Genomic DNA, 22,468 nt, shown 5'->3' with positions numbered 1-22,468 from the left:
AGGAGTGACCGGCGGCGCCTTGTGGACGCCGCCGGTCTCCGCGGCTGCCTACCCGAGGGTCAGGGTGCAGCTTTCCTGGTCGGCGGCCATCTCGGTCACCTCGGCGCCGCGCTGGACCTTCCACGGCAGGGCGTCGCCGGAGCGGGTGACGGTCAGCGTGGCGTCGTCGCGGGCGACGGTGAAGGTCGTGGTCTCGCCTGCGGGACCGGGCACGCGGATCGTCGTACCCGGGGCGGGGTTCTCGAAGAGGCGGAGGGTGACGCCGTCGCGGTAGTCGTAGTCGGGACGGTCGGTGCGGGCGCCGACCGGGATGACGGCGCCCGGCCGGACCAGCAGTGGCACGCTGTCGAAGCCGTGGGTCTCGCGCACCCAGCCCGGGCCCTCGACGACCTCGCCGGTCAGGTAGTGCGTCCAGCGGCCGGCCGGGACGTAGTAGCGCACGTCGCCGGATTCGCTGAAGACCGGCGCCACCAGCAGGTCCTCGCCGAGCAGGTACTGCCGGTCGAGGTAGGCGGCCGCCGGGTCGTCCGGGAAGCCGACGACCATCGGGCGCATCACCGGCAGGCCGGTGTCGTGCGCCTCCCGGGCGACGCCGAAGAGGTACGGCATGAGGCGGTACTTCAGGTGCGTGAAGCTCCGCAGGATGTCCGAGGACTCCTCGTCGAAGTTCCACGGCACCCGGTACGACGTGCTGCCGTGCAGCCGGCTGTGCGACGACAGCAGGCCGAACGCGATCCACCGCTTGAACACCGCCGGGTCGGGCATCCCCTCGAAGCCGCCGATGTCGTGGCTCCAGAAGCCGAAGCCGGACGACATGAGCGACAGCCCGCCGCGCAGGCTCTCCGCCATCGACTCGTACGTGCTGGAGTTGTCGCCGCCCCAGTGCACCGGGAACTGCTGACCGCCGACGGTCGCGGAACGGGCGAAGAGGACGGCTTCGCCTTCGCCTTTCGATGAGCGCAGCACGTCGAAGACGACCTGGTTGTAGATCTGCGTGTAGTAGTTGTGCATCCGCTCCGGGTCGGAGCCGTCGTGCCAGACCACGTCGGTGGGCACGCGCTCGCCGAAGTCGGACTTGAACGCGTCGACGCCCATGTCCACCAGGTGGCGCAGCTTGTCCGCGTACCACTGCCGCGCCTCGGGATTGGTGAAGTCGACGAGACCCATCCCGGCCTGCCACAGGTCCCACTGGAACACGTCGCCGTTGGCGCGCCGGACCAGGTAGCCCTTCTCCTTGCCCTCGGCGAAGAGCGGGGACCGCTGCGCGATGTATGGGTTGATCCAGAGGCACACCTTGAGCCCCCGGCCGGCCAGCCGCTTCAGCATGCCCGGCGGGTCCGGGAAGGTCCGGGTGTCCCACTCGAAGTCGCACCAGGAGAACTCGCGCATCCAGAACGTGTCGAAGTGGAACACCGACAGCGGCAGGTCGCGTTCGGCCATCCCGTCGATGAACTTGTTGACCGTGTCCTCGTCGTACGAGGTGGTGAACGAGGTGGTCAGCCAGAGGCCGAACGACCAGGCCGGCGGCAGCGCGGGGCGCCCGGTCAGCGCGGTGTACTTGCGGATCACGTCGGCCGGCGTGGGCCCGTGGATCACCAGGTAGGACAGGCTCTGCCCGGCCACGCTGAACTGGGTGCGGGACACCATCTCGGAGGCGACCTCGAAGGACACCTTGCCCGGGTGGTCGACCAGGACGCCGTACCCGCCGGTGGTGAAGTAGAACGGGACGTTCTTGTAGGCCTGCTCGCTGCTGGTGCCGCCGTCCTCGTTCCAGACGTCGATGCTCTGGCCGTTCTTGACCAGCGGGCCGAAGCGCTCGCCGAGACCGTAGACGGTCTCCCCCACGCCGAGGTCGAGCTGCTCGTGGACGTAGGACCGGCCGTCGGCCGTGTCGACGACGCCCATCCCCTTCCAGCCGCTGCCGGTGATCCGCTCGCCGTCGACCAGGAAGTCGAGGCCCCAGTGCTCGCCGTCGGAGAAGCGGGCGGTCAGCGCGCCCGAGGTGATCGAGACGCCGTCGACCGTGGGCTCGACCGGCGATGACGTAAGCGAAAAATTCGGAAATTTCGCGACCGGTCCCTGGAAGTGGTCGATCGTGATCCGGATGACGTCCGGCGCCGGCGCCGTGGCGGTGACCGTGATGAGCGGCGCGTTCAGCGTGTCGCCGCGGCCCCGGACCGGCTTCACGGCGGCGTAGACGGTGAGCGAGTCCGGCGTGACCGAGCTGTCCAGCAGGTGCGCGGGGTGCAGCACGGTCAGCCCGTCCCGCTTGCGCCAATAGCCGTCGGTGAACTTCATGGAGATCCTTTACTTGATGGCACCGGCGGCGATGCCGCGCGTGAGGGTCCGCTGGAAGAGGAGGAAGAAGAGCATCGCGGGGAGGATGCCGATCAGGGCCGAGGCGCTGGTCGTGGTGGCGTCCATCATGCGATCGCCCTGGAGGACGCCGAGCGCGACCGGGACGGTCTGGTTGTCGTTCGAGATCAGGAAGATCAACGGCAGGAAGAACTCGTTCCACGTCCAGATGAAGAAGAACGTGAAGAGCACCGCGAGGGTCGGCCGGCTGACCGGCACGACGACCCGCCACAGCGTCCGCCACCTACCGGCGCCGTCGATGGCGGAGGCCTCGAGCAGCTCGCGCGGGAACTCCGAGTAGACCGAGGTGAGCAGGTAGGTCCCGAACGCGCTCTGGATCACCGTGAAGATGATGATGATCGAGATGAGGTTGTCGTAGAGGCCGATCTCCTTGCCGATGTAGTACAGCGGGTAGACCAGCACCTCCTGCGGCAGCAGGTTCGCGACCAGGAAGAACACCAGGAACCAGACGCGGCCCTTCACCCGGCCGATGCCGAGCGCGTAGGCGTTCAGGATGCTCAGCACGACGCCGAGGACCGCGACGGTGAGGCTCGTGATGAAGCTGTTCCAGAGCTTCTGACCGAAATTGACCCGGTTCCAGAAGTCGACGATGCCGTCCCAGTAGAGGTGGGTCGGAATCGACAGCGGCCCGCTTCCGGCGTATTCGGCCGGGCTCTTCACCGCGTTGACCGCGACCACGAGCAGCGGTCCCACCATGAGCAGGAGAAGGACCACCAGGGCGGCGAGCACCCCGAATTTCACCGGGTTGCGGTGTTTGGCGGCCTTCGGCGACCCCATTTCTTTCGTACGAGTGTCAGCCGGCGTGGCTACGACCGTCACTTCGACTCCTCCGCCCTGTGCTGGAGCCTCAGGAACACGAACGCGAGCACGATGATCAGCACGGTCAGCACCGTGGAGATCGCCGACCCGTACCCGACCTGGGCTTTCTCGAAGAAGTTCTTGTAGGCGAAGTAGGACGGCACCAGGGTCGCGTTGCTGGGACCGCCCCGGGTGAGCACGAAGACCTGCCCGAAGATCTTCAGGGCCGCGATCGTCGTCGTGATCATGACGACGTAGAACTCGGGACGGATCATGTAGACGGTGATCTTGCGGAACCGCTGCCACCAGCTCGCGCCGTCGAGGTCGGCCGCCTCGTAGAGCTCCGGGTTGATCCGGGAGAGGCCGGACATGAACATGACGATCGGGTAGCCGAGCTGGAACCAGATCATCACGGCCATCACGCTGTAGAGCGCGTAGTCCGGGTCGCCGAGCCAGTTCCGGGTGAGCGCGCCGAGGCCGATCGACTCCATGATCTTGTTGAGCGCGCCGTAGTCCGGGTGCAGGATCCAGCCCCAGACGATGCCGGTCACCGCGACCGGCAGCACCTGCGGCAGGTAGTAGCCGGACCGCAGCGCGCCGGCCCAGCGGTCGCCGAAGTGCTTGGCTACGTAGTCGAAGAGCACCGCCGCGAGGAAGAGGCCGAGCAGCGTGGGCACCACGGCCATGGCGAGGATGAGCAGCGCGATGTGCCCGAACGACTGCCAGAACAGGGTGTCCTGGAACAGCCTGGTGTAGTTGTCGAAGCCGACCCAGCGAGGGCTGCCCACGCCGGTCCACTTGGTGAAGCTGACGTAGACCGTCATGACGAGCGGCACGACGATCACCGCCAGCGAGGCGATGACGCCGGGGATCAGGTAGATCGCGTACCCGCGGTTCCGTTGCATGGCCGTTCCTTCCGCGAGGCGGGCGGTGGTCGCCCACCGCCCGCGACTCACCTACTTGCCGAGGTCGGCCAGGTTCTCGTCGTACGGCTTGGCGATCTCGTCGAGGAACGCGTCGGGCGTCTTCGAGCCGTTGATCAGGCCCTGCACGCCGGCGACCAGTACGTCGTAGTAGCCGGGGGCCGGCCAGTCCGGGTAGAACGCGAGGCCGTCACTGCTCGAGAGCTTGTTGAAGTTCTCGATCAGCTCCTTGTTCTTCGGGTCGGTGATCTGCGCGACGTCGGCCGCCACGGGCACGCCGCCGCTGTTGCCGAGCAGCGCCTGCACCTCGGGCGACATGGTGATGTCGATGAAGTCGTACGCAAGCGCCTTGGCCTTGCTCTTCTCCGGGACCACCCAGAGGTTGCCGCTCGAGCCCGGGTGCAGCGTGTTGCCGGGGAAGAGGAAGGTGCCCCACTCGAAGTCCTTGACCTCCTCGGCGAAGCGGCCGTACCACCAGCTTCCGGAGAACAGGATGGGGAACTTGCCCTGAGTGAACGAGACGCCCATGTCCTCGGCCTTGATGCCGGCCGAGTCCTTGGAGATGTAGCCCTTGCCCACCCAGTCGGCGAACGTCTGGGCGCCGTACGTGAGCTGCGGACCCTTGAAGTCGACCTTGTTCTTGTAGAGCTGGTAGTCGTCGACGAACGCGCGATCGCCCTTGGAGAGCGCCAGCTCGTAGAAGATCTGCTGGGCCGGGTACTCGGCGCCGCCCACGGCGAGCGGGGTGATCTTGTTCTGGACGAAGGTGTCCATCGCCTTGGTGAACTCGTCGAACGTGGTCGGCACGGCGATCTTGTACTTCTCGAACAGGTCCTTGTTGTAATAGACCATGACGTATTCGCCGTAGTTGGGCACGCCGTAGAACTTGCCGCTGCCCATGATGCCGTCTTCGTCGTACTTGGCGGTGGTCTGCAGGCTGGGGCTCAGCTTGGAGTCCCAGCCGCGCGCGGCCGCCTGCTCGGTCAGGTCGGTGAGCAGGCCCTGCTTGGAGAGCAGGCCGGCGGTCGCGTTGCCCTTGTTGTACTCCATGATGTCCGGCGCGCTGTCCGAGTTGAGGATCATCTGGGCGTTCTGCTGGATCTGCTCGAAGCCCTTCTCCTCGAACTTCACCTCGACGCCGGGGTGGCTCGACTTGAACAGCTCGATCGCCTTGTTCCAGGCGATGCCCATGGCGCTGTTCGGGCCCTCGTAGTGCCAGAGGGTCAGCGTCTTCGCGTCGGCGCCCTCGTCGGCGTCGTCGCCACCGCCGCAGGCGCCGAGAACCAGGGATGTCGCCAGCAGCACGGCGGCTACAGCTCGGGATTTGAACACAGGTCCTCCCAGGGGGACTGGGTTTCGGGATTTCGGGATTTCGCGGTGAGAGGCAGGTTGGCGCATCGTCGAAGCGCTTCGACGACTCCGCGTCGAAACGCTTCGACGATGGCCTTGCCGGAGACGCTAGGGAACGAGCGCCGTTCATGTCAACGGTGTGACGGGGAGATTTCCTTGCAGCTGTTCCGCTCGACCAGGCTCGGCGCGAGGAGCATCGTGTAGTCCACCCTGCGGTTGTCGAGCAGCCGCATCGCGGTCTCCACCGCCAGCGTGCCGACGTCGTGAGCCGGGATGTCGATCGAGGTGAGATCGACCGGCATGCTCGTCGCCACGTCCCGCGGGCAGATCGCGACGATCGAGATGTCGTCGGGGACCCGGCGGCCGCTCGCCTGCAGCAGGTCGAGCAGCGGGCGCAGGGCCTCCTCGTTGTGCACGACCAGCGCGGTCAGGCCGTCGAGCTGGGCGTCGATGTCGGCCATGCAGTCGCGTACGCCCGCGGCGCCCGGCTCGCACGGGTGCGTGACCGTCCGCAGGCCGAGCTCGGCCGAGGTCTCCAGGAAGCCGCTGAGGAACCGGTCCGCGTACGTCGTCTGCCGCCGATAGACGGCCGGCGACGGCCCGACCAGGCCGATCCGCCGGTGACCGTGCCCGTGCAGGTGTTCGAGGGCCAGTTTCGCGGCGGCGCCGAAGTCGAGGTCGACGCAGGCGATCCCGGTGTGGTCGGCGGGCAGGCCGATCAGCACCGACGGCTGCTTGAGCCGGCGCAGCGCCGGGATGCGGACGTCGTCGCGCTCCAGGTCCATCACTATCAACGCGTCCACCATGGTGCTGTGCGCGACGCGCTCCAGGCCGGCCGTGCCCTCGTCCTTGGTCAGCAGCAGCACGTCGTGGTTGTGCGACCGGGCCGCGGTCACCACGGCCGTCGCGAACTGCATGATGACCGGCACGTTGACGTCCACCCGCAGCGGCGCGACCAGCGCGATCACATTGGTCTTGCTGCTGGCCAGGGCGCGGGCCCCGGCGTGCGGATGGAAGCCGAGCTCGGCGATCGCGGCCTGCACCCGGGCCCGCGTCTCGGCCGAGATCGGGCGGCGGCCACTCAGAACGTAGGACACCGTGCTGGGCGACACCCCGGCCGCCCGGGCGACGTCGTTGATCGTCGGCACAGTGCCTCCCCATGTCGCCCGGTCCTTCACCAAGACCGCTCCCCTCGTCGAATCCTACTGACTTCGCTGATCACGTCATTCGGCCGGAGGGACGCCATTCCCGCGTGTTGAGTTCGGGTGCGGATCGCGCCCCCACTCAACACGCAACCGGTGAACGCCCTCCACGTGTTGAGTTGAGGTCCGGATCGCGCCCCCACTCAACACGCAACCGGTGAACGCCCTCCGCGTGTTGAGTTGAGGTCCGGATCGCGCCCCGACTCAACACGCGGGCGGCGTCCACCCGGGAGCGTCAGGCGATGCTGAAAGTGGCGAGCCTCAGGCCGGGACCGGGCACCAGATAGACGTCGTGCCGGCCGGTCACCGAAGTGAGGGCGGCGGTCGCCGACGCGTACACATAGGGGCTTCCCGTGTCGGGGACCGTGGCCGTGCCGATCAGGCGTCCGGTCGGTGATCCCAGCCTGACCTGCACGGACCCGGCGCCCGACGCACGGACCTCGAACCTCCTGCCGCCGCGCAGGGCGGCGTCGCGGAAGCCGATCCAGCCACCGGCGCCGGTGGCGCCCACGACCGTGCCACTCTCCTTCGTCTCGTCGAGAAGTCGCACGCCCTCGTACACGTCGAAGGCCTCCGCCCGCGTCTTCTTGGTGAGGTCCCTTGCGGGAATGGTCTCGCCCTTCACGGCGAGGGCCGCCCGCTGCCGGATGTCGCTCGACGACGAGCCGAGGAGGATGTCGTGCACCGAGGTCTCCACCACCCAGCGCTGCCGGGTGACGTCCCAGCGCGCCAGGTCCCGCCTGTCCAGCGCGAAGGTGACGGTCGCCGACTTCCCGGCGGCGAGGTGCACCTTGCGGAAATCGCGCAGCTGCTTCGCCGGGGTGACGTCGCGGGAGGTGCGCTGGTGGGTGTAAAGCTGGACGACCTCGTCACCGGCACGCCGGCCGGTGTTCGTGACCGTCACACTGACCCGGCCGTCCTTCACGACCGGCCGGCCGTAGCGGAACGACGTGTAGGACAGGCCGTGCCCGAAGGAGTAGAGCGGCTTCTCGTCGCTGTAAAGGTAGGTCTGACCGGTCTTGATGATGTCGTACTCGTTGAGGTCGGCCGGCAGCTGATCCTCCGAGCGCGGCCAGGTCTGGGTGAGCTTGCCCGACGGGTTGACGCTGCCGTAAAGCACGTCGGCGATCGCGTGCCCGGTCTCGGCGCCGGCGTGCGTGGTCCAGACGATGCCGGGCACGTGCTTCTGCGCCCAGGTGATCGACTGCGGATAACTGCTCTGCAGGACGACCACGGTGTCCGGGTTCGCCGCGCGGACCGCCTTGATCAGCGCCTCCTGGCGGGCGCCGAGGGCCAGCGACGTGCGGTCGTGCACCTCGCGGCCCGCCACGAAGGGGTCGGTGCCCACGACGACCACGGCGTTCTCCGCCTTTCCCGCGGTGGCGGCGGCCTGCGCGACCCCGTCGACCAGCAGCTCCCTGCTGAACTTCGCGGCGCCCGCGGCGGTCGGGGCGCCCAGGGCGAGGTTGCCGTCGGCGCCCACGGTGACATAGGTGTTCGCGCCGAACCACGACTCCTGCGTCTCGTAGCCCGCGTAATGCAGCACGACCGTGCCGTCGGCCTGCTCCTCGACCTTGAACTGCTGCTGGACGTACCAGCCGGTCGGGTGGGTCTCGGCGGTGACGAACGGCCCCCAGTTGTACCCGAGGAGCTTGCCGTTCGCGACGCTGCGCAGGGTGGAGACGCCGTCGCCCCAGTCCACCGTGTCGAACTGCGCCGCGGTGGTCGCCGTCGAAGAGCCGAGGCCGGCCGGGCCGTCGGTGGCGTTCAGATAGCGGCCGGTGGTGACCTCCTTGAGGGCGATCCGGTCGGCGCCGAAGCTGGTCGTGACGCGACCGGCCCGCTCCGTGATGCCGTCGAGGGCCGTCACCTCATAGGGCAGCTGTCCCCCGTACCAATCGGTGTAGAGCTTGTCGGCGAGAGGGCCGACCACCGCGACGTCACCGCCCGGCTTGAGCGGCAGCGCGCCCCTGTCGTTCTTGAGGAGCACCGCGGCCTCGGCCGCGGTCTCCCGGGCCAGCGCCCGATGCGCCGGGCTGTCGATCACCTCGGGGCCGATCTTGGCGTAGGGACCGCCGTCCGGGTCGAACTCGCCGAGCCGGAAACGGATGCTCAGCGCGTTGCCGGCCGACTCGTCGATCTCCGCCTCGGTGAGCAGGCCCCGGTCGAGCGCCTCGTTGATCGCGGTGACGGTCGGGACGGCGTTCGTGTCGTTGACCGTGAAGCTGTCCAGGCCGGCCTTCAGGATCGCGGCGTTCGCCTCGGCCTGGGTCGCGAAGTAGGCCTGCGAGCCGGTCAGGTTGGTCGGCGCCCAGGCGTCGCTCACGTTGAAGAGCCGCCGCTCCGTCCATCGACGGATGATCCCCCGCAGGTCCGGATCCACGGTCGCGGGCCGCCCGTTGATCAGGTTGTATGAGGCCATCACGCCGGTGGCGGCGTCGTTCTCGAGCGCGATCCGGAAGGGCTCTCGGTCATATTCGTTGAGCACCCGCTGCGGCACGTTCGACGAGGTCACGTCCCGCTTCGTCTCGTTGTTGTAGGCCGCGTAGTGCTTCAGCGTCGGCGCCGTCTTCAGGTGGTCAGGATCAACACCTTGAAGACCCTTTCCGTACGCCGTAGCGACAGCGCCGCTGAGCAGCGGGTCCTCCGAGTAACCCTCCTCGTTGCGGCCCCATCGCGGGTCGCGGAGCAGGTTGACGACCGGCGCCCAGGTGTTGAGCCCCCACACGACGGGGTCCTGCGCGTGGAATCCGCGCAGCTCGTCGCCGACCGCCGAGCCGACCCGGCGCAGCAGCTCCGGATCCCAGGTGCTGGCGAGGCCGACGGCCTGCGGGAAGACCGTGGCGGTGGCGTCGATCTTCGCGCCGTTCTGGGCGTAGCTGTTCGACCAGGCGACGCCGTGCAGCGCCTCGGTGCCCGACTTGGCGACGCCGATGCCGAGCCGAGGAATGGCCGGCTGGTACTGGTGCAGCAGCGAGATCTTCTCGTCCAGCGTGAGCCGGCCGAGCAGGTCGTCGAGGCGGGTCTCGAGGGGCAGGCTCGGATCGCGGAAGGGATATCCGGGGTCGGCAGCGCTGGCGGCGCCGGGCGCGAGGGGCACTGCCAGCAGGGCGGCGGCGAAGAGGGCCAGACCGCGTTTTCGCATGATCGTCTCCATGGCTGGTGTGGATCCGGGCATCACGAGATCGCGCTTCGCCTGTCGCTGTCGAAGCGCTTCGATGACGGGGTGTGGTGCAGGGGTGGTGGGTTCGGACGCGGTGCGGTCACCATAGATCTCGGCTGATGTGAAAGGCAACGATCCCCGGCAGCTTTCCGGAAATACGGCCGTAACAGAATTGGACGCTTACGGCAGAATGGACCGGGTGCGACTGATCGTCATCGGTGGTGACGCGGCCGGGATGTCGGCGGCCGCGCAGGCCCGCAAGCGGCGCAAGGCAGGCGACCTGGAGATCCTCGCGTTCGAGCGGGGCGACTTCACGTCCTACTCGGCGTGCGGGATCCCGTACTGGATCGGCGGTTTCGTCGAGGGCCCGGAGGCGCTGATCGCCCGCGATCCGGCGACCTTCCGCGAGCACGGGATCGACGCACGCACCGGCCACGAGGTGACCGGAATCGATCTCTCGGCCCGGACGGTGACGGTCCGGGACGGCTCGCGCGAGTTCAGCGAGGGCTTCGACGAGCTGGTCTACGCGGCCGGCGCCGTGCCGGTGCGCCCGGAGTGGGCGTCCGGCGACATCGACGGCGTCTTCGGGGTGCAGACCCTCGGCGACGGCGCGGCCGTCGACGCCTGGATCTCGTCGGTCGGCGCCAAGACGGCCGTGGTGATCGGCGCCGGGTACATCGGGGTGGAGATGGCCGAGGCGCTGATGGTGCGCGGCCTCGACGTCACCCTGGTGGAGCGGGCGCCGCAGCCGATGGCGACCGTCGACCCGGACATGGGCGAGCTGATCGCGCAGTCCATCGACAAATTGGGCATTTCGCTGCGCATGAACGCCACGGTCTCCGCCCTCGAGACCTCCGCCTCCTCTGCCGGCGGCGGCTCCTCTACCCGCGGCGGCTCCGGGCGGGTGCGTGCCGTGGTGACCGATTCCGGGACGATTCCGGCGGACATCGTCGTTCTCGGGCTGGGGGTCCGGCCGAACACGAAGCTGGCCGCCGACGCCGGGATTCCGCTCGGTGCGACGGGCGGGCTCGCCACCGATCTGCGCCAGCGGGTCACCGGCCCGGACGGCATCGTCGAGGGCGTGTGGGCCGCCGGCGACTGCACGCAGGTGCTCAACCGGGTCAGCGGCCGCCAGATGCACGTGCCGCTCGGCACCCACGCGAACAAGCAGGGCCGGGTGGCGGGCATCAACCTGGGCGGCGGGTACGCGACGTTCCCCGGCATCGTCGGCACCGGCATCACCAAGATCTGCGACCTGGAGGTGGCCCGCACCGGCCTGTCGTCGAAGGAGGCGGAGGCGGCCGGCTACCGCTTCGTGACCGCGAAGGTCGAGTCGACGAACCGGGCCGGCTACATGCCCGGCGCCGTGCCGATGACCGTCAAACTGATCGCCGAGAAGGACACCGGCCTGCTCCTCGGCGCCCAGATCGTCGGCAGGACCGAGGCCGCCAAGCGCATCGACGCCTTCGCGATCGCCATCTGGAATCGCATGACGGTCACCGAGATGACCGCCCTGGATCTGGGCTACGCCCCACCCTTCGCCCCGGTCTGGGACCCGGTGCTGATAGCCGCCCGCAAGGCCGACGAGCTGATCTGAGCATTCGGCTGACCAGGGGATGCCCTCCGGGTGACTCACCGTAGTAGATTGACCACCGCCAGTTCGACTGGAGGTGGCGCCGCTTGGTGGAAGCCCGCGACCCTCGCCGTATCCGTACCGCACTGCTCGTGGGCACCGTCCCCGTCGTGGTCGCCGCCGGTGGATGGCTCACCAACGTGCTCACTTCCGGGTGGAATCCGTGGCTCTTCGCCGCGCTCGCCGGCGTGGTGGTGGCCTCGTCGGCGCTGAGCATCGCGGTGGAGCGGGGCCGGCCGTCCCCGGCGGCTCCCCCGCGTCGACCGGAGCAGCCGGCCGGTCCGCCGGTCTGGCTCGACGTTCCGCCACGGAGCCGGCACTTCACCGGGCGGGAGGAGCTCCTCGCCCTGCTCGATCGCCGCCCCGGGGAGAGTCAGGGCGTCACCGCCCTGGTCCCGCACGCGCTGTACGGCCTCGGCGGCGTGGGTAAGACCCACCTCGCCATCGAGTACGCCCACCGCCACCAGAACCGATTCGACCTGGTGGCCTGGATCCCGGCCGAGCAGCCCGCCTCACTCCGGACCGCGTACCTGCGCATCGCGGAGGCGATGGGCCTCCCCGAGTCCGAGGACACCGAGCGGACCCTCGATCTGGTCCGGGACGCGCTCCGGCGCGGCGTCCCGTTCCGGCGCTGGCTGATCATCTTCGACAACGCGGAGGAGCCGTCGTCGATTCAGCGGCACCTGCCCGAGGCTGCGCCACCGCACTCCACCGGCCGGGTGCTCATCACCTCGCGGGACCGGGGCTGGTCCAGCGTGGGCGACACGATCGAGGTGGAGGTGCTGGAGCGCGACGAGAGCGTGGCCCTGCTGCGCCGGCGCAACCCCGGCGTCAGCGAGGCGGACGCCGAACAGCTCGCCGGGCAGCTCGGTGACCTGCCGCTGGCCCTGGAACAGGCGTCGGCCTGGATCGACGCTTCCGGAACCGCGGTCCCCCAGTACCTCGGCCTGCTGTCGGCGCGTACCCGGGATCTGCTGGACGCCAACCGGCCCACCGACTACCCGATGTCGGTCGCCGCCACCTGGGGTGTCGCGCTGGATCGCCTCGCCACCACGGACAGCGCGGCGGTCGCACTGCTCGAACTGACCGCGTTCCTCGGGCCGGAGCCGATCGACCGCCGGATTTTCCGGCTCAGCGACGACGTGCCCGCCATGTTGAAGGCGGTGCTCGACGACCCGCTCCGGCTGGACCAGGCACTGACCCACATCGGGAAGCTGTCCCTCGCCAAGCTCGATCCGGTTCGGGGGACGATCCAGCTGCACCGCCTCGTGCAAGCCGTCGTCCGCGCCCGGGTCGGCGCGGAACGGCGGGAGGAGCTCCGGCTCGCGGCACAGACCCTGCTCGCGGCCGCCGGCGAGGCGGCCGGTGACGCCGCCGACCCGGAGTCGTGGTCCGCCCACGCCGGTATCACCCCTCATCTGCGCTCGGCCGGTTGCCTCGGCAGCGGTGATCGGCGGATCCAGGAGCTGGTGCTCCGCCAGTTGACCTACCTGTTCAACCGGGGTGACGCCGAGAGCTGCCGGGATTTCGCCGAGGAGGCCTGGCGCCAGTGGGCCGCGAAGTCCGGGCCGAGCGACGTGAACACGCTGTACGCGGCGTTCTGGGTGGCGAGCGCCGCCCGTGATCTCGGCGATGTGCCACTCTCCAAGGTGCTCCTGGAGGAGGTGCTCGGCAGATCCCGGCGGGCCCTCGGCAACGGCCATCCGGTCACCCTGCGCGCCGCGAACAGCTACGGCGCGAACCTGCGCCTCGCCGGCGACTACCGGCGGGCCTACCAGTCGGACCTGCTCAACCTCGAACGCTGCCGCGCCACGTACGGGCCGGACGGCTTCTGGACGTCGGCGGTCAGCAACAACCTGGCGATCGATCTGCGTTTCCTGGGCCGCTTCCGGGAGGCGCTCGCGCTGAACGAGGAGGCCTTCGCGCTGCGCCGGCGGACCCTGGGGCCCGACCACGTGATGACGCTCTTCTCGCAGATGGCCTGCGCGACCGACCTCTACTACCTCGGCCTCTATCGGCGGTCGCTCGCCATCGTGGACTCCGTCCAGTCCCGCATCGAGCAGCACGGATTGACGCCGAACAGGTACCTGTCGCCGCCGCTCCGTGCGCGGGCGCTCATCCTGACCGGGATCGGCGAGCACGAGCGGGCCGCGGTCGTGAGCCGGCAGCTGCTGGACAGGTACCGGACGGTTTTCGGGCCCGGCCATCCCGACACCCTCGCCATGGCGATGACCACGGCCAACGCGCTCCGCGCCGGGTATCCGCGCGAGTCGCTCGCTCTCGCCCGGACCACGGTGGAACACCATCGGCGGATGTACGGCCCCGATCACCCGGCGACCATCGCGGCGCTCGTCAACACCGCGGTGGCCGAACGGAGCAACGACGAGCACGCGGCCGCCGCGCGGCACGACGAGCAGACCGCACCGCTCGTGGCCGGCGTCTTCGGCGACGACCACTGGGTGACCCTCTGCGCCGCGGCCGGACGCGGGATCGACCTGTCCATCGCCGGCGAACACGTCGCGTCCTGCCGCCTGCTCCGGCAGACCTACGACACCTCGGTAGCCGTCCGGGGGGCCGATCATCCGTACACGCTGAGGGTTGGTGCCGATCTGGCCAAGGCTCTCCGGCGGGCCGGCCGGCCACAGGAGGCGCGGGCCCTGCGCACCGACCTGGAGACCCGGCTGTCCGGCGAGCGGGACGGCGATCCCACGCCGATGGCCGCGCTGCACCGCCGGGAGTGGGCGGAGTGCCCGGTGGAGCTTCCGCTGTGCTGACCGGATCGGATCAGGGGGTGGGGCGGCGGCTCGCGGCCAGGAGGGTCCAGGCGAGGAAGGCCCAGACAGCCCCCGCGATCAGGTTGCCGCCCAGCTGGGACAGGATGATCGAGCTGAGCCAGACCAGGACCAGGGCCGCGGCGGCCGGGCGGGGCAGCACGCCGGTACGCCAGGTCGCCACCGCCAGCAGGATCGAGCCGGCCAGCCAGAGCAGGTTCGCCGGGGCGGCCACGACCGGGAACCAGGAGTAGTCCTGATCGTGCAGGTTGGTGCTTGTCATCCCGGCCGCCAGGAGTCCGCTTCCGATCACCGCGAGCCAGGCGCCGATCCGGCCGGTGCGGGTGCCGGTGAGCCGTCCGAGCGCGAGGTAGCCGGGTATCCACAGCACCAGCGCCACCGCGATCAACGCGAGCAGCACGTGCTCGGAGGTGCCCACCAGGGGATTGCCGTCGTCGGAGCGGACCGCCTGGATCGCGCCGCCCACCGCGGAGAGGGCCGCGCCGGCCGCCGCGGCCCCGGCGACGGCGGGCTGAACCGATACGGACACGGGATTCGTCGAGGTCGTAGTCATGCCGATCAAATTAGGTATCCGGGACCGGCCGGCACGTCGGGCTGCGGTCGTCCGCTCGTACCCCGGAATGATGATTCGCACGCACCCGGAGGATGACGCCCGCGCGCCGCGCGGGTGGTTATGGTTCCGCCGTGGACGCATTGATCACCCTCTCCCGGGTGCCCCGGCGGCCGCCGCGCGCCGACGTCATGCTCGCCGGGCTGCTCGGCGCTTGGGCGCTGATCGAGGCGGTGCTGGCGCCGGGAGTCGAGCTCGGGCCCGACCAGATCGGAATCGGTCAGCTCTGGCAGCGCGTGGTCTTCGCCGTCGCGGTGACCGCGCCGCTCGTGCTGCGCCGCCGGGTGCCGTTCGCGGTGCTCGGTGTGATCATCGCGGTGCTGATCGCCCGGGTGCTGACCGTCGCGGGGCCGGAGGACAGCACGTTCCCGTTCCCGAGCCTGCTGGTCGCCACGTTCTCGGTGGCGCTGCACGGGCGCCGGACCGGGTGGGCGGTGCTCGGCGGGGTCGCCACGGTCGCGGCGATGCTGGCGCTCTTCCCGCTCGGGTACTACTCCGACGAGCCGGACGTCGGCCAGGTCTTCATCCTCGCCTTCTTCGTGACCGGCGCCTGGGTGGCCGGCCGACTGATCCGCATCCGCGTGGGCCAGGCCGAGGCCGCCCAGGCAGCGGCGGAGCAGGCCGCCATAGCGAAGACCGCCGCCGACGAGCGAGCAGCGCAAGCAGCAGCCGAGAGCGCCGCCGCCGAGGAGAGGGCAGCGCAAGCCGCCGCCGAACGCGCGGCCGCCGAGGAACGGGCCGCCGCTGCCGAGCGCCGCCGGATCGCCCGGGAGCTGCACGACGTCGTGGCCCACTCGCTGTCCATCGTGGCGGTCCAGGCCGGCGCCGCCGAGGAGCTGATCGCCCTGGATCCGGAGAGCGCCCGCCGGCACATAGCGGCGGCGCGATCGACCGCCCGGGAGGCGCTCACCGAGATGCGGCACGTACTCGACGTGCTGCGCGACGACGACACCCGCGCCGATCTGCTGCCGCAGCCGACCCTCGAGCGCGTCGCCGATCTCGTGGACGAGGCGCGCGCGGCCGGCCTACCCGTAACGCTGACCATTTCCGGTCAGCGCGGCACGGTTCCGCCAGGCGTCGACCTGGCCGGGTTCCGGATCGTGCAGGAGGCGCTGACGAACGTCCGGCGGCACGCGGCCGGCGCCCGTACCGAAGTGGGTCTTTCTTATGAAGCCGCCGCCATCGAGCTGAAGATCTCCGACGCGGGCGGCATGCCGCCCGCCACCGCACCGGGACCTGGGCGCGGGCTGGTGGGCATGCGGGAGAGGGCACGATTGTACGGGGGGACGCTCGCCGCCGGGCCGGACGGCGAGGGATTCACGGTGACCGCGCACCTGCCACGGGAGACGACATGATCAGGGTTCTCGTAGCGGATGATCACGCGCTGATCAGATCCGGTCTGGCCGGGATGCTCGCCGCCCAGCCCGACATCACCGTGGTGGGCGAGGCCGGCGACGGGGCGGAGGCCGTGCGCGCCACCGCCGAGCTCGCGCCGGACGTCGTCATGATGGACATCCGGATGCCGCGGATGGACGGCATCGAGGCGACCCGGCGCATCACCGCCGGCCCGGGCGCGCCGCACGTGCTGGTGCTGACCACGTTCGACCTGGACGAGTACGTCTACGAGGCGCTGCACGCCGGAGCCGCCGGCTTCCTGCTCAAGGACGCGCCGCCCGGCCAGCTCGCCGAGGCGATCCGCACCGTGGCGGCCGGCGACGCCCTGCTCGCGCCCGCGGTGACCCGCCGGCTGATCACCCGGTTCCTGCGGGTGCCGCCGCCGGCCACCGCGGCGGCGCGGGCCACCGACCGGCTCACCGAGCGCGAGCTGGAGGTGTTGCGGCTGGTCGCGCGAGGTCTCAGCAACGCCGAGCTCGCGGCACGCCTGCACCTCTCCGACGCCACCGTGAAGACCCACGTGAGCCGGTTGCTGACCAAACTGGATCTGCGCGACCGGGTCCAGGCCGTGGTTTATGCGTACGAGCACGGCCTGGTGACGCCGGGACTCAGCGCGAATGCAGATGAACCAGGACCACCGGCGTCTCCTGACCGGACCAGCACGCGGTGAGCACCCCGGCGTCGTCCGGGTCGACCGCGATGAGCGGGACACGGTTCACGGTCAGCGTCAGACCGGCCGTCTCCACCACGGTCGGGTCCCCGTCCCGGTGCCCGGTGACCTCGCCGGCCGCCGGCACCGTGGCGCCGCTGCCGGTCAGCTTCAAGTCGGACTCGCGGGACTCGCCGTCCTCGAACTCCTGGACCGCCTCGTGCCCGGCCGACCCGATCACCTCGGTCAGCGCCGCGACGTAGACCGGGTCGCCGGTGGCGTCGTACACCCAGCGCTTGCCGAGGACCGAGTGCTCGGTCGTACCGATCAGGTGCGCCTCGGCGCCCTCCAGCGGGGCGGCCCGGTAGGTGAGCGGCACGTGCAGGACCGGGCCGTCACCGGCGCGGACCATCATCGTCTCGATCCCCACCTCACCGGCCGGGTCGTCGAACCGGCCGGCGGCCACCCGGGTGACCTCGCCGGAGCCGGCGAACCAGGAGCGCGAGGGCAGCCAGGCCGCGAGCAGCTCCAGCTTGGACGGGATGATCGTTGCCTGCTTGTGGAGGAGAGCCATGATCGGCAGCCTATCGGCGGGAGCGGGCCGGCGCTGATCCGCACCGGCCCGCCGCGCTGACGTTCTATGCGGGCAGCCCGCCCACCTGGGTGTTCACCCAGGCGCGGATGGACGGCAGGTCGCCGTAGATGGACGGCGCCGTCGCGCAGGTCGAACTGTTGTTGCCGGCCCGGCTGGTCACGCCGATCAGGTTCCAGCGACCGCTGACCTGACGGACCTGGGGGCCGCCGGAGTCGCCGTAGCAGGCACCGGCGTTGCCGTTCGTGTTGTTCGTGCAGATCTCGTAGGCGGCGTCGATGCCGGAGCAGCGGCTGTCCGCGACGATCGAGGTGTTCAGCTCGTTCGCGACGGCCGGGGTGGAGCCGCAGCCGCGCTGCGGGCAGGTCTGGCCCCAGCCGATGATCCGGGTCGCGGTGCCGACGGCGCCGGACGCCGAGGGGATCGGCGCCGGGGCGTACGAGACCGAGGAGCCGAGCTGGAGCAGCTTCACGTCGATCCGCGGGTGGTTGACGGCCCGGACCACCGAGACCACGGTGCCGCCGCTGGTGCGGTTGACGCTGCCGACCCGCACGGTCGACGGGGTCGGGCAGTGCTTGGCGGTGACCGCCCAGTTCGCCTTGATCAGCGAGCCGGTGCAGCCGGAGACGTAGACCATGAACGAGTAGTTCTCGCTGGCCGGCTGCCCGCCGACGACCAGCGGGCCGACGTCGGGGGTGTCGGCCGAGGCGGCGGTTGCCGGGCCGAAGAAGCCGGCCACGGCGATGGCGACAGCGAGGAGCATCCGGGGAACGGAGCGCATGCGTTCGTCCTTTCTGCCTGTCAGGGGGTAGCCCCGACCCTAGACAGAAAGTGACGAACGTCGATACATCCCACTCGGTGCCCTACCCCCGCAGGATGGCGCCGCCACGTCCGCGCCTGCGGCGCGGGCGGGGCGGCCGGCGCCTCCACAGAACGACCAGCAAGGTTCTGGGCGGACCCTACAACCCCATGTCCTTAGCGATGATCATCTTCATCACCTCGGAGGTGCCGCCGTAGATGCGGTTGACCCGGTTGTCCGCATAGAGGCGGGCGATCGGGTACTCGTTGATGAACCCGTACCCGCCGTGCAGCTGCAGGCAGCGGTCGATCACCCGGTGCGCCACCTCGGTGCAGAAGAGCTTCGCCGACGCCGCCTCGGCCGCGGTCAGCTCCCCCGCGTCGAGGGCTTCCAGCGCCCGGTCGGCGACGGCCTGGGCCGCGTCCACCTCGGCCTGGCAGGCGGCCAGCTCGAACTTGGTGTTCTGGAACGAGGCGACCGGCTGGCCGAAGACCTTGCGTTCCTGCACGTACTGCTTGGCGAACCGGACCGCGGCGGCGGCCTGGGCGTACGCGCCGTAGGCGATCGACAGGCGCTCCTTCGGCAGGTTCTTGCCGAGGTACGAGAAGCCCTTGTTCTCCTCGCCGAGCAGGTCCTCGACCGGTACCCGGACGTCGACGAAGGCCAGCTCCGCGGTGTCCGACGTGCGCAGGCCGAGCTTGTCGAGCTTGCGGCCGACCGAGTAGCCGGGCGCCTTGGTGTCCACGACCAGCAGCGAGATGCCGTAGCGGCGGTCGTCCGGCTTCGCGGGCGACGTACGGGCACAGACGATCACCTTGTCGGCGTTCACGCCACCGGTGATGAACGTCTTCGCGCCGTTGAGGACGTAGTGGGTGCCGTCCTCGGAGAGCTTGGCCGTCGTGCTCATGCCGGCCAGGTCGCTGCCGGTGCCCGGCTCGGTCATCGCGATCGCGTACATGGCGTCGCCCGACACGAAGTCGGGCAGCCAGCGCCGCTTCTGCTCCTCGGTACCGAGGTCCATGAGGTACGGCAGGCAGAGCGCGACGTGCGCCCCGGACGCGCCGAACGAGACGCCGGCCCGGGTCGTCTCCTCGGTCTGGATGGCCGCGAACTTGAACGAGTCGATGCCGGCGCCGCCGTACTCCTCCGGCACCTCGATGCCGAACAGGCCCAGCTCGGCCAGCTTCTTGTAGAGCTCGCGGGGCACCTCGCCGGCCACGAACCAGTCGTCGTAGTAGGGGACCACCTCGGCCTCGATGAAGGTCCGCAGGGTCTGGCGGAAGGCCTCGTGGTCCTCGGTGAAGACGGTGCGACGCATTTCAGTTCCAATCGGAAGGAGATCGGGAGGAGAGACCTAGAGCCGGCGTCCGCCGTCGACGTAGATGGTCTGGCCGGTGATGAAGGACGCCGCGTCACTGGCCAGGAACGCGACCACGTTCGCGATGTCCGACGGCTGGCCGACCCGGCGCAGCGGCGTGATCTCGGCGGCCTTGGCCTGCATGTCGGCGGAGGAGACGCCGACCCGGGCCGCGGTCGCGTCGGTCATCTCGGTGACGATGAAGCCCGGCGCCACCGCATTCACGTTGATGCCGAACGGTCCGAGTTCCATGGCAAGGGTACGAGTGAGACCCTGGATTCCGGCCTTCGCGGCGGAGTAGTTGGCCTGGCCCCGATTGCCGAGCGCCGAGACGCTCGACGTGTTGACGATCTTGCCGCTGCGACGCGGGACCATGTGGCGCTGGGCCGCCCGGCTGCACAGGAAGGCGCCGCGCAGGTGCACGTTCATGACGATGTCCCAGTCCGACGAGGACATCTTGTGCAGCAGGTTGTCCCGCAGCACGCCGGCGTTGTTGACGAGCACGTCCACGCCGCCGAACTCGGCCGCGACCTTGTCGATCACGGCGTCGACCTGGGCCTCGTCGGACACGTCGCAGGCGAAACCGGCGGCGGTCCCGCCCCGGGCCCGGATCTGCTCGACGACGGACGAGCAGTCGCCGAGGTCGAGGGCGGCTACGGCGGCCCCCTCCGACGCGAACTGCAGCGCGGTCGCCGCGCCGATTCCCTGCGCGGCGCCGGTGACGATGGCTACCCGACTCACACGAACCCCCTCAGAAAGCGTTGATCCCGGTCAACGCACGGCCGATGAGCAATTTCTGGATCTGGCTGGTGCCTTCGTAGAGCGTGGTGACGCGGGCGTCGCGCATGGCCTTGCCGACCGGGAACTCGTCGACGTAGCCGTACCCGCCGAACACCTGGATCGCCTGGTTGGAGGCCTTAACGGCGGACTCGGTCGCGAACAGCTTCGCCATCGACGCCTCGGTGCCGAACGGCCGGCCCCGGTCGACCAGGTCGGCGGCCCGCCAGACGAGCAGCCGGGCCGCGTCGGTCTCCACGGCCATGTCCGCGAGCATCTCCTGGACCAGCTGGTAGGAGGCGATCGGCTTGCCGAACTGGGTGCGCTCCTGGGCGTACGCGACGGCCGCCTCGAGGCAGCCGCGGGCCAGCCCGACCGACCCGGACGCCACCGCGATCCGCCCCTTGTCCAGGGCCGACATCGCGATCTTGAAGCCGCCGCCCTCCCGGCCGAGACGGTTCGCGTCGCTGACCCGTACACCCTCGAAGGTCATCTCAGCCGTCGCCTGACCACGCAGCCCGAGTTTCCCCTTGATCTCGCGCCGGGTGAGGCCCGGCGCGTCGGCGGGCACCAGGAAGGCGGTGATCCCTTTCGGACCCGGGCCTCCGGTACGGGCGAAGACGAGCACCACGCCCGCCCACGTGCCGTTGGTGATGAAGATCTTCTCGCCGGTGATCAGCCAGTCGTCGCCGTCGCGCACCGCCCGGGTGGTCAGCGAGCCCGCGTCGGAGCCGGTCCCCGGCTCGGTGAGACCGAAACAGCCCAGGGTCTCGCCGGCGCACATGCCGGGCAGCCACTGCCGCTTCTGCGCGTCCGTCCCGTACGCCTGAATGCTCTTCGCGACCAGGCCGAGCGAGACCGACACGATGCCGCGCACCGAGGTGTCGCCGCGGCCGAGCTCCTCCATCATCAGGATGTAGGAGAGGAAGTCGCCGCCCGAGCCGCCGAACTCCTCGGCGATGCCGAGACCGAGAAAGCCCAGCTCGGCGAGCTTGCCGACGATCTTCAGGTCGACCTGCTCGGCGCGATCCCATTCGGTCACGTGCGGGACGACCTCCCGTTCCACCCAGTCACGGGCGAGGTCGCGGAGTTGTTCCTGCTCCTGGCTCAGGCCGAGATCCACGGACACTCCTAAAACTAACGCTGTCAGGTTTCACGTCGGATGCTAACTTAACAGCGTTAGATAAAACAACGGCAGGAGCGAGCCATGCCACGGCCGACCACCCCGCTGCTGAGTCAGGCCGGCATCCGGTCCGCCACGCTGGAGATCATCGATCGGGACGGGCTCGGCGGGTTCAGCATGCGCAAGCTGGCGGCGGCGCTCGGGGTGAGCGCGCCGGCGCTGTACTTCCACTACCCGACCAAGGAGCAGCTCCTCGACGACGTGGCCGGCGAGATCATGGAGAAGGTGGATGTCAGCGCCTTCCAGGACGGCTGGCGCGAGGGCCTCCTCGCGTGGGCGCGCTCCTACCGGGCGGCGCTCGCCGAGCACCCGAACATCGTGCCGTTCCTGGCGCAGGGCCCCGGGCAGCGCGACGCGTCGCTGCGCCGGGCCGACGCGGTCCACGGCGGCCTGGTCGCCGCCGGATGGCCGGCCCGCGAGGCCACGATGATCGGCGCCTCGACGAAATACCTGGTCGTCGGCGCCGCGATGGGCTCGTTCTCACGCGGCTTCGTCGACGACGTGCAGGTCTACCTCGACCGCTATCCCGCACTCGGCGACGCGCACCGGCTGCGCGAGCACGCCGACGCGGTCGACCGCGACAGCTTCGAGTTCGCCCTCACAATGTTCGTGGACGGCCTGGCCGCCCGCCTCCACAGCTCCACCCCGCCCCGATCTTGATGATCCGCACACACCCGCCCCCGCCCCAATTCACAAGATCGCGGACTCCTGCGCGGAGTCACAAGATCTGTGAGGTTTGGTGTCAAGCGGTGGCTTCGAGGATGCGCCAGATTTGGCGGGTTATGTAGCGTTTGAGACTGCGGGTGACCTCGCGTGGGGTGCGGCCTTCGGCGGTGCGGCGGGCGATGTAGTCCTTGGTGGGTTGGTGG

Annotated in this window: 17 protein-coding genes; 5 read left to right on the top strand and 12 right to left on the bottom strand. The window is 69.9% G+C overall.

The annotated features are described in order from the left end of the window. Nucleotides 1–48: 48 nt before the first annotated feature. The 6 genes from yicI to AB0G10_RS07855 form a co-directional block, all read right to left on the bottom strand. Nucleotides 49–2,298 carry an alpha-xylosidase gene (gene yicI / locus AB0G10_RS07880; RefSeq protein ID WP_360918004.1) on the bottom strand — a complete coding sequence of 750 codons (2,250 nt, stop codon included), beginning with the start codon at nt 2,296–2,298 and terminating at the stop codon, nt 49–51. 9 nt (nt 2,299–2,307) lie between these two features. Further along, nucleotides 2,308–3,153: a carbohydrate ABC transporter permease gene (locus tag AB0G10_RS07875; protein WP_360920641.1), complete on the bottom strand. Its 846-nt coding sequence runs from the start codon at nt 3,151–3,153 to the stop codon at nt 2,308–2,310. 38 nt (nt 3,154–3,191) lie between these two features. Further along, nucleotides 3,192–4,079 (bottom strand): sugar ABC transporter permease, encoded by an 888-nt coding sequence (locus AB0G10_RS07870; protein ID WP_360918003.1) that lies wholly within the window; start codon nt 4,077–4,079, stop codon nt 3,192–3,194. Nucleotides 4,080–4,130: 51 nt separating this feature from the next. Continuing rightward, nucleotides 4,131–5,429 carry an extracellular solute-binding protein gene (locus AB0G10_RS07865; protein ID WP_360918002.1) on the bottom strand — a complete coding sequence of 433 codons (1,299 nt, stop codon included), beginning with the start codon at nt 5,427–5,429 and terminating at the stop codon, nt 4,131–4,133. A gap of 149 nt (nt 5,430–5,578) precedes the next feature. Next, entirely contained in the window at nt 5,579–6,595 is a 1,017-nt protein-coding gene (locus AB0G10_RS07860; protein WP_360918001.1) for a LacI family DNA-binding transcriptional regulator, read from the bottom strand. A 289-nt stretch (nt 6,596–6,884) separates the two neighbouring features. Continuing rightward, nucleotides 6,885–9,794 carry a glycoside hydrolase family 3 C-terminal domain-containing protein gene (locus tag AB0G10_RS07855; protein ID WP_360918000.1) on the bottom strand — a complete coding sequence of 970 codons (2,910 nt, stop codon included), beginning with the start codon at nt 9,792–9,794 and terminating at the stop codon, nt 6,885–6,887. A gap of 208 nt (nt 9,795–10,002) precedes the next feature. Here AB0G10_RS07855 and AB0G10_RS07850 point away from each other — a divergent pair, with 208 nt between their 5' ends. Together AB0G10_RS07850 and fxsT are read left to right on the top strand one after the other, a co-directional pair. Further along, complete coding sequence (locus tag AB0G10_RS07850; RefSeq protein ID WP_360917999.1) at nt 10,003–11,409, top strand: FAD-dependent oxidoreductase; 1,407 nt, start codon at nt 10,003–10,005, stop codon at nt 11,407–11,409. Between the two features lie 128 nt (nt 11,410–11,537). Next, a complete protein-coding gene (gene fxsT / locus AB0G10_RS07845; protein WP_360917998.1) occupies nt 11,538–14,219 on the top strand; it encodes an FxSxx-COOH system tetratricopeptide repeat protein in 2,682 nt (893 codons plus the stop codon). Between the two features lie 10 nt (nt 14,220–14,229). On the opposite strand, the gene AB0G10_RS07840 is transcribed toward fxsT, so the two are convergent. Continuing rightward, entirely contained in the window at nt 14,230–14,790 is a 561-nt protein-coding gene (locus tag AB0G10_RS07840; protein ID WP_360917997.1) for a hypothetical protein, read from the bottom strand. A 131-nt stretch (nt 14,791–14,921) separates the two neighbouring features. On the opposite strand from AB0G10_RS07840, the gene AB0G10_RS07835 reads away from it, so the two are divergent. Then, entirely contained in the window at nt 14,922–16,202 is a 1,281-nt protein-coding gene (locus AB0G10_RS07835) for a histidine kinase (RefSeq protein WP_360917996.1), read from the top strand. After that, nucleotides 16,199–16,912, top strand: coding sequence for a response regulator transcription factor (locus AB0G10_RS07830; protein ID WP_360917995.1), 714 nt, complete (start codon nt 16,199–16,201; stop codon nt 16,910–16,912). The genes AB0G10_RS07835 and AB0G10_RS07830 overlap by 4 nt, the downstream gene beginning before the upstream one ends. Here the strand turns inward: AB0G10_RS07830 and AB0G10_RS07825 are convergent. The 5 genes from AB0G10_RS07825 to AB0G10_RS07805 all read right to left on the bottom strand — a co-directional run bounded on the left by AB0G10_RS07825 (nt 16,851) and on the right by AB0G10_RS07805 (nt 21,539). Then, the gene (locus AB0G10_RS07825; protein ID WP_360917994.1) at nt 16,851–17,465 is read right to left on the bottom strand and encodes a hypothetical protein; all 615 of its coding nucleotides are present in this window, start codon (nt 17,463–17,465) and stop codon (nt 16,851–16,853) included. The two genes, AB0G10_RS07830 and AB0G10_RS07825, sit on opposite strands and share 62 nt — an antisense overlap. Nucleotides 17,466–17,529: 64 nt before the next feature. Next, a complete protein-coding gene (locus tag AB0G10_RS07820; RefSeq protein ID WP_360920638.1) occupies nt 17,530–18,246 on the bottom strand; it encodes a trypsin-like serine protease in 717 nt (238 codons plus the stop codon). Between the two features lie 196 nt (nt 18,247–18,442). Continuing rightward, entirely contained in the window at nt 18,443–19,600 is a 1,158-nt protein-coding gene (locus AB0G10_RS07815; protein ID WP_360917993.1) for an acyl-CoA dehydrogenase family protein, read from the bottom strand. Nucleotides 19,601–19,636: 36 nt separating this feature from the next. After that, nucleotides 19,637–20,380 (bottom strand): 3-oxoacyl-ACP reductase FabG, encoded by a 744-nt coding sequence (gene fabG / locus AB0G10_RS07810; RefSeq protein ID WP_360917992.1) that lies wholly within the window; start codon nt 20,378–20,380, stop codon nt 19,637–19,639. A gap of 10 nt (nt 20,381–20,390) precedes the next feature. Next, entirely contained in the window at nt 20,391–21,539 is a 1,149-nt protein-coding gene (locus tag AB0G10_RS07805) for an acyl-CoA dehydrogenase family protein (protein WP_360917991.1), read from the bottom strand. 84 nt (nt 21,540–21,623) lie between these two features. Between AB0G10_RS07805 and AB0G10_RS07800 the strand changes: the two genes are divergently transcribed. After that, on the top strand, nt 21,624–22,259 hold the full coding sequence (locus AB0G10_RS07800; protein WP_360917990.1) for a TetR family transcriptional regulator: 636 nt from the start codon (nt 21,624–21,626) through the stop codon (nt 22,257–22,259). Nucleotides 22,260–22,468 lie beyond the last annotated feature (209 nt).

The sequence above is a fragment of the Actinoplanes sp. NPDC023714 genome (assembly GCF_040639855.1).
GTDB lineage: Bacteria > Actinomycetota > Actinomycetes > Mycobacteriales > Micromonosporaceae > Actinoplanes.
This window is presented reverse-complemented; position numbering and strand designations above follow the sequence as displayed.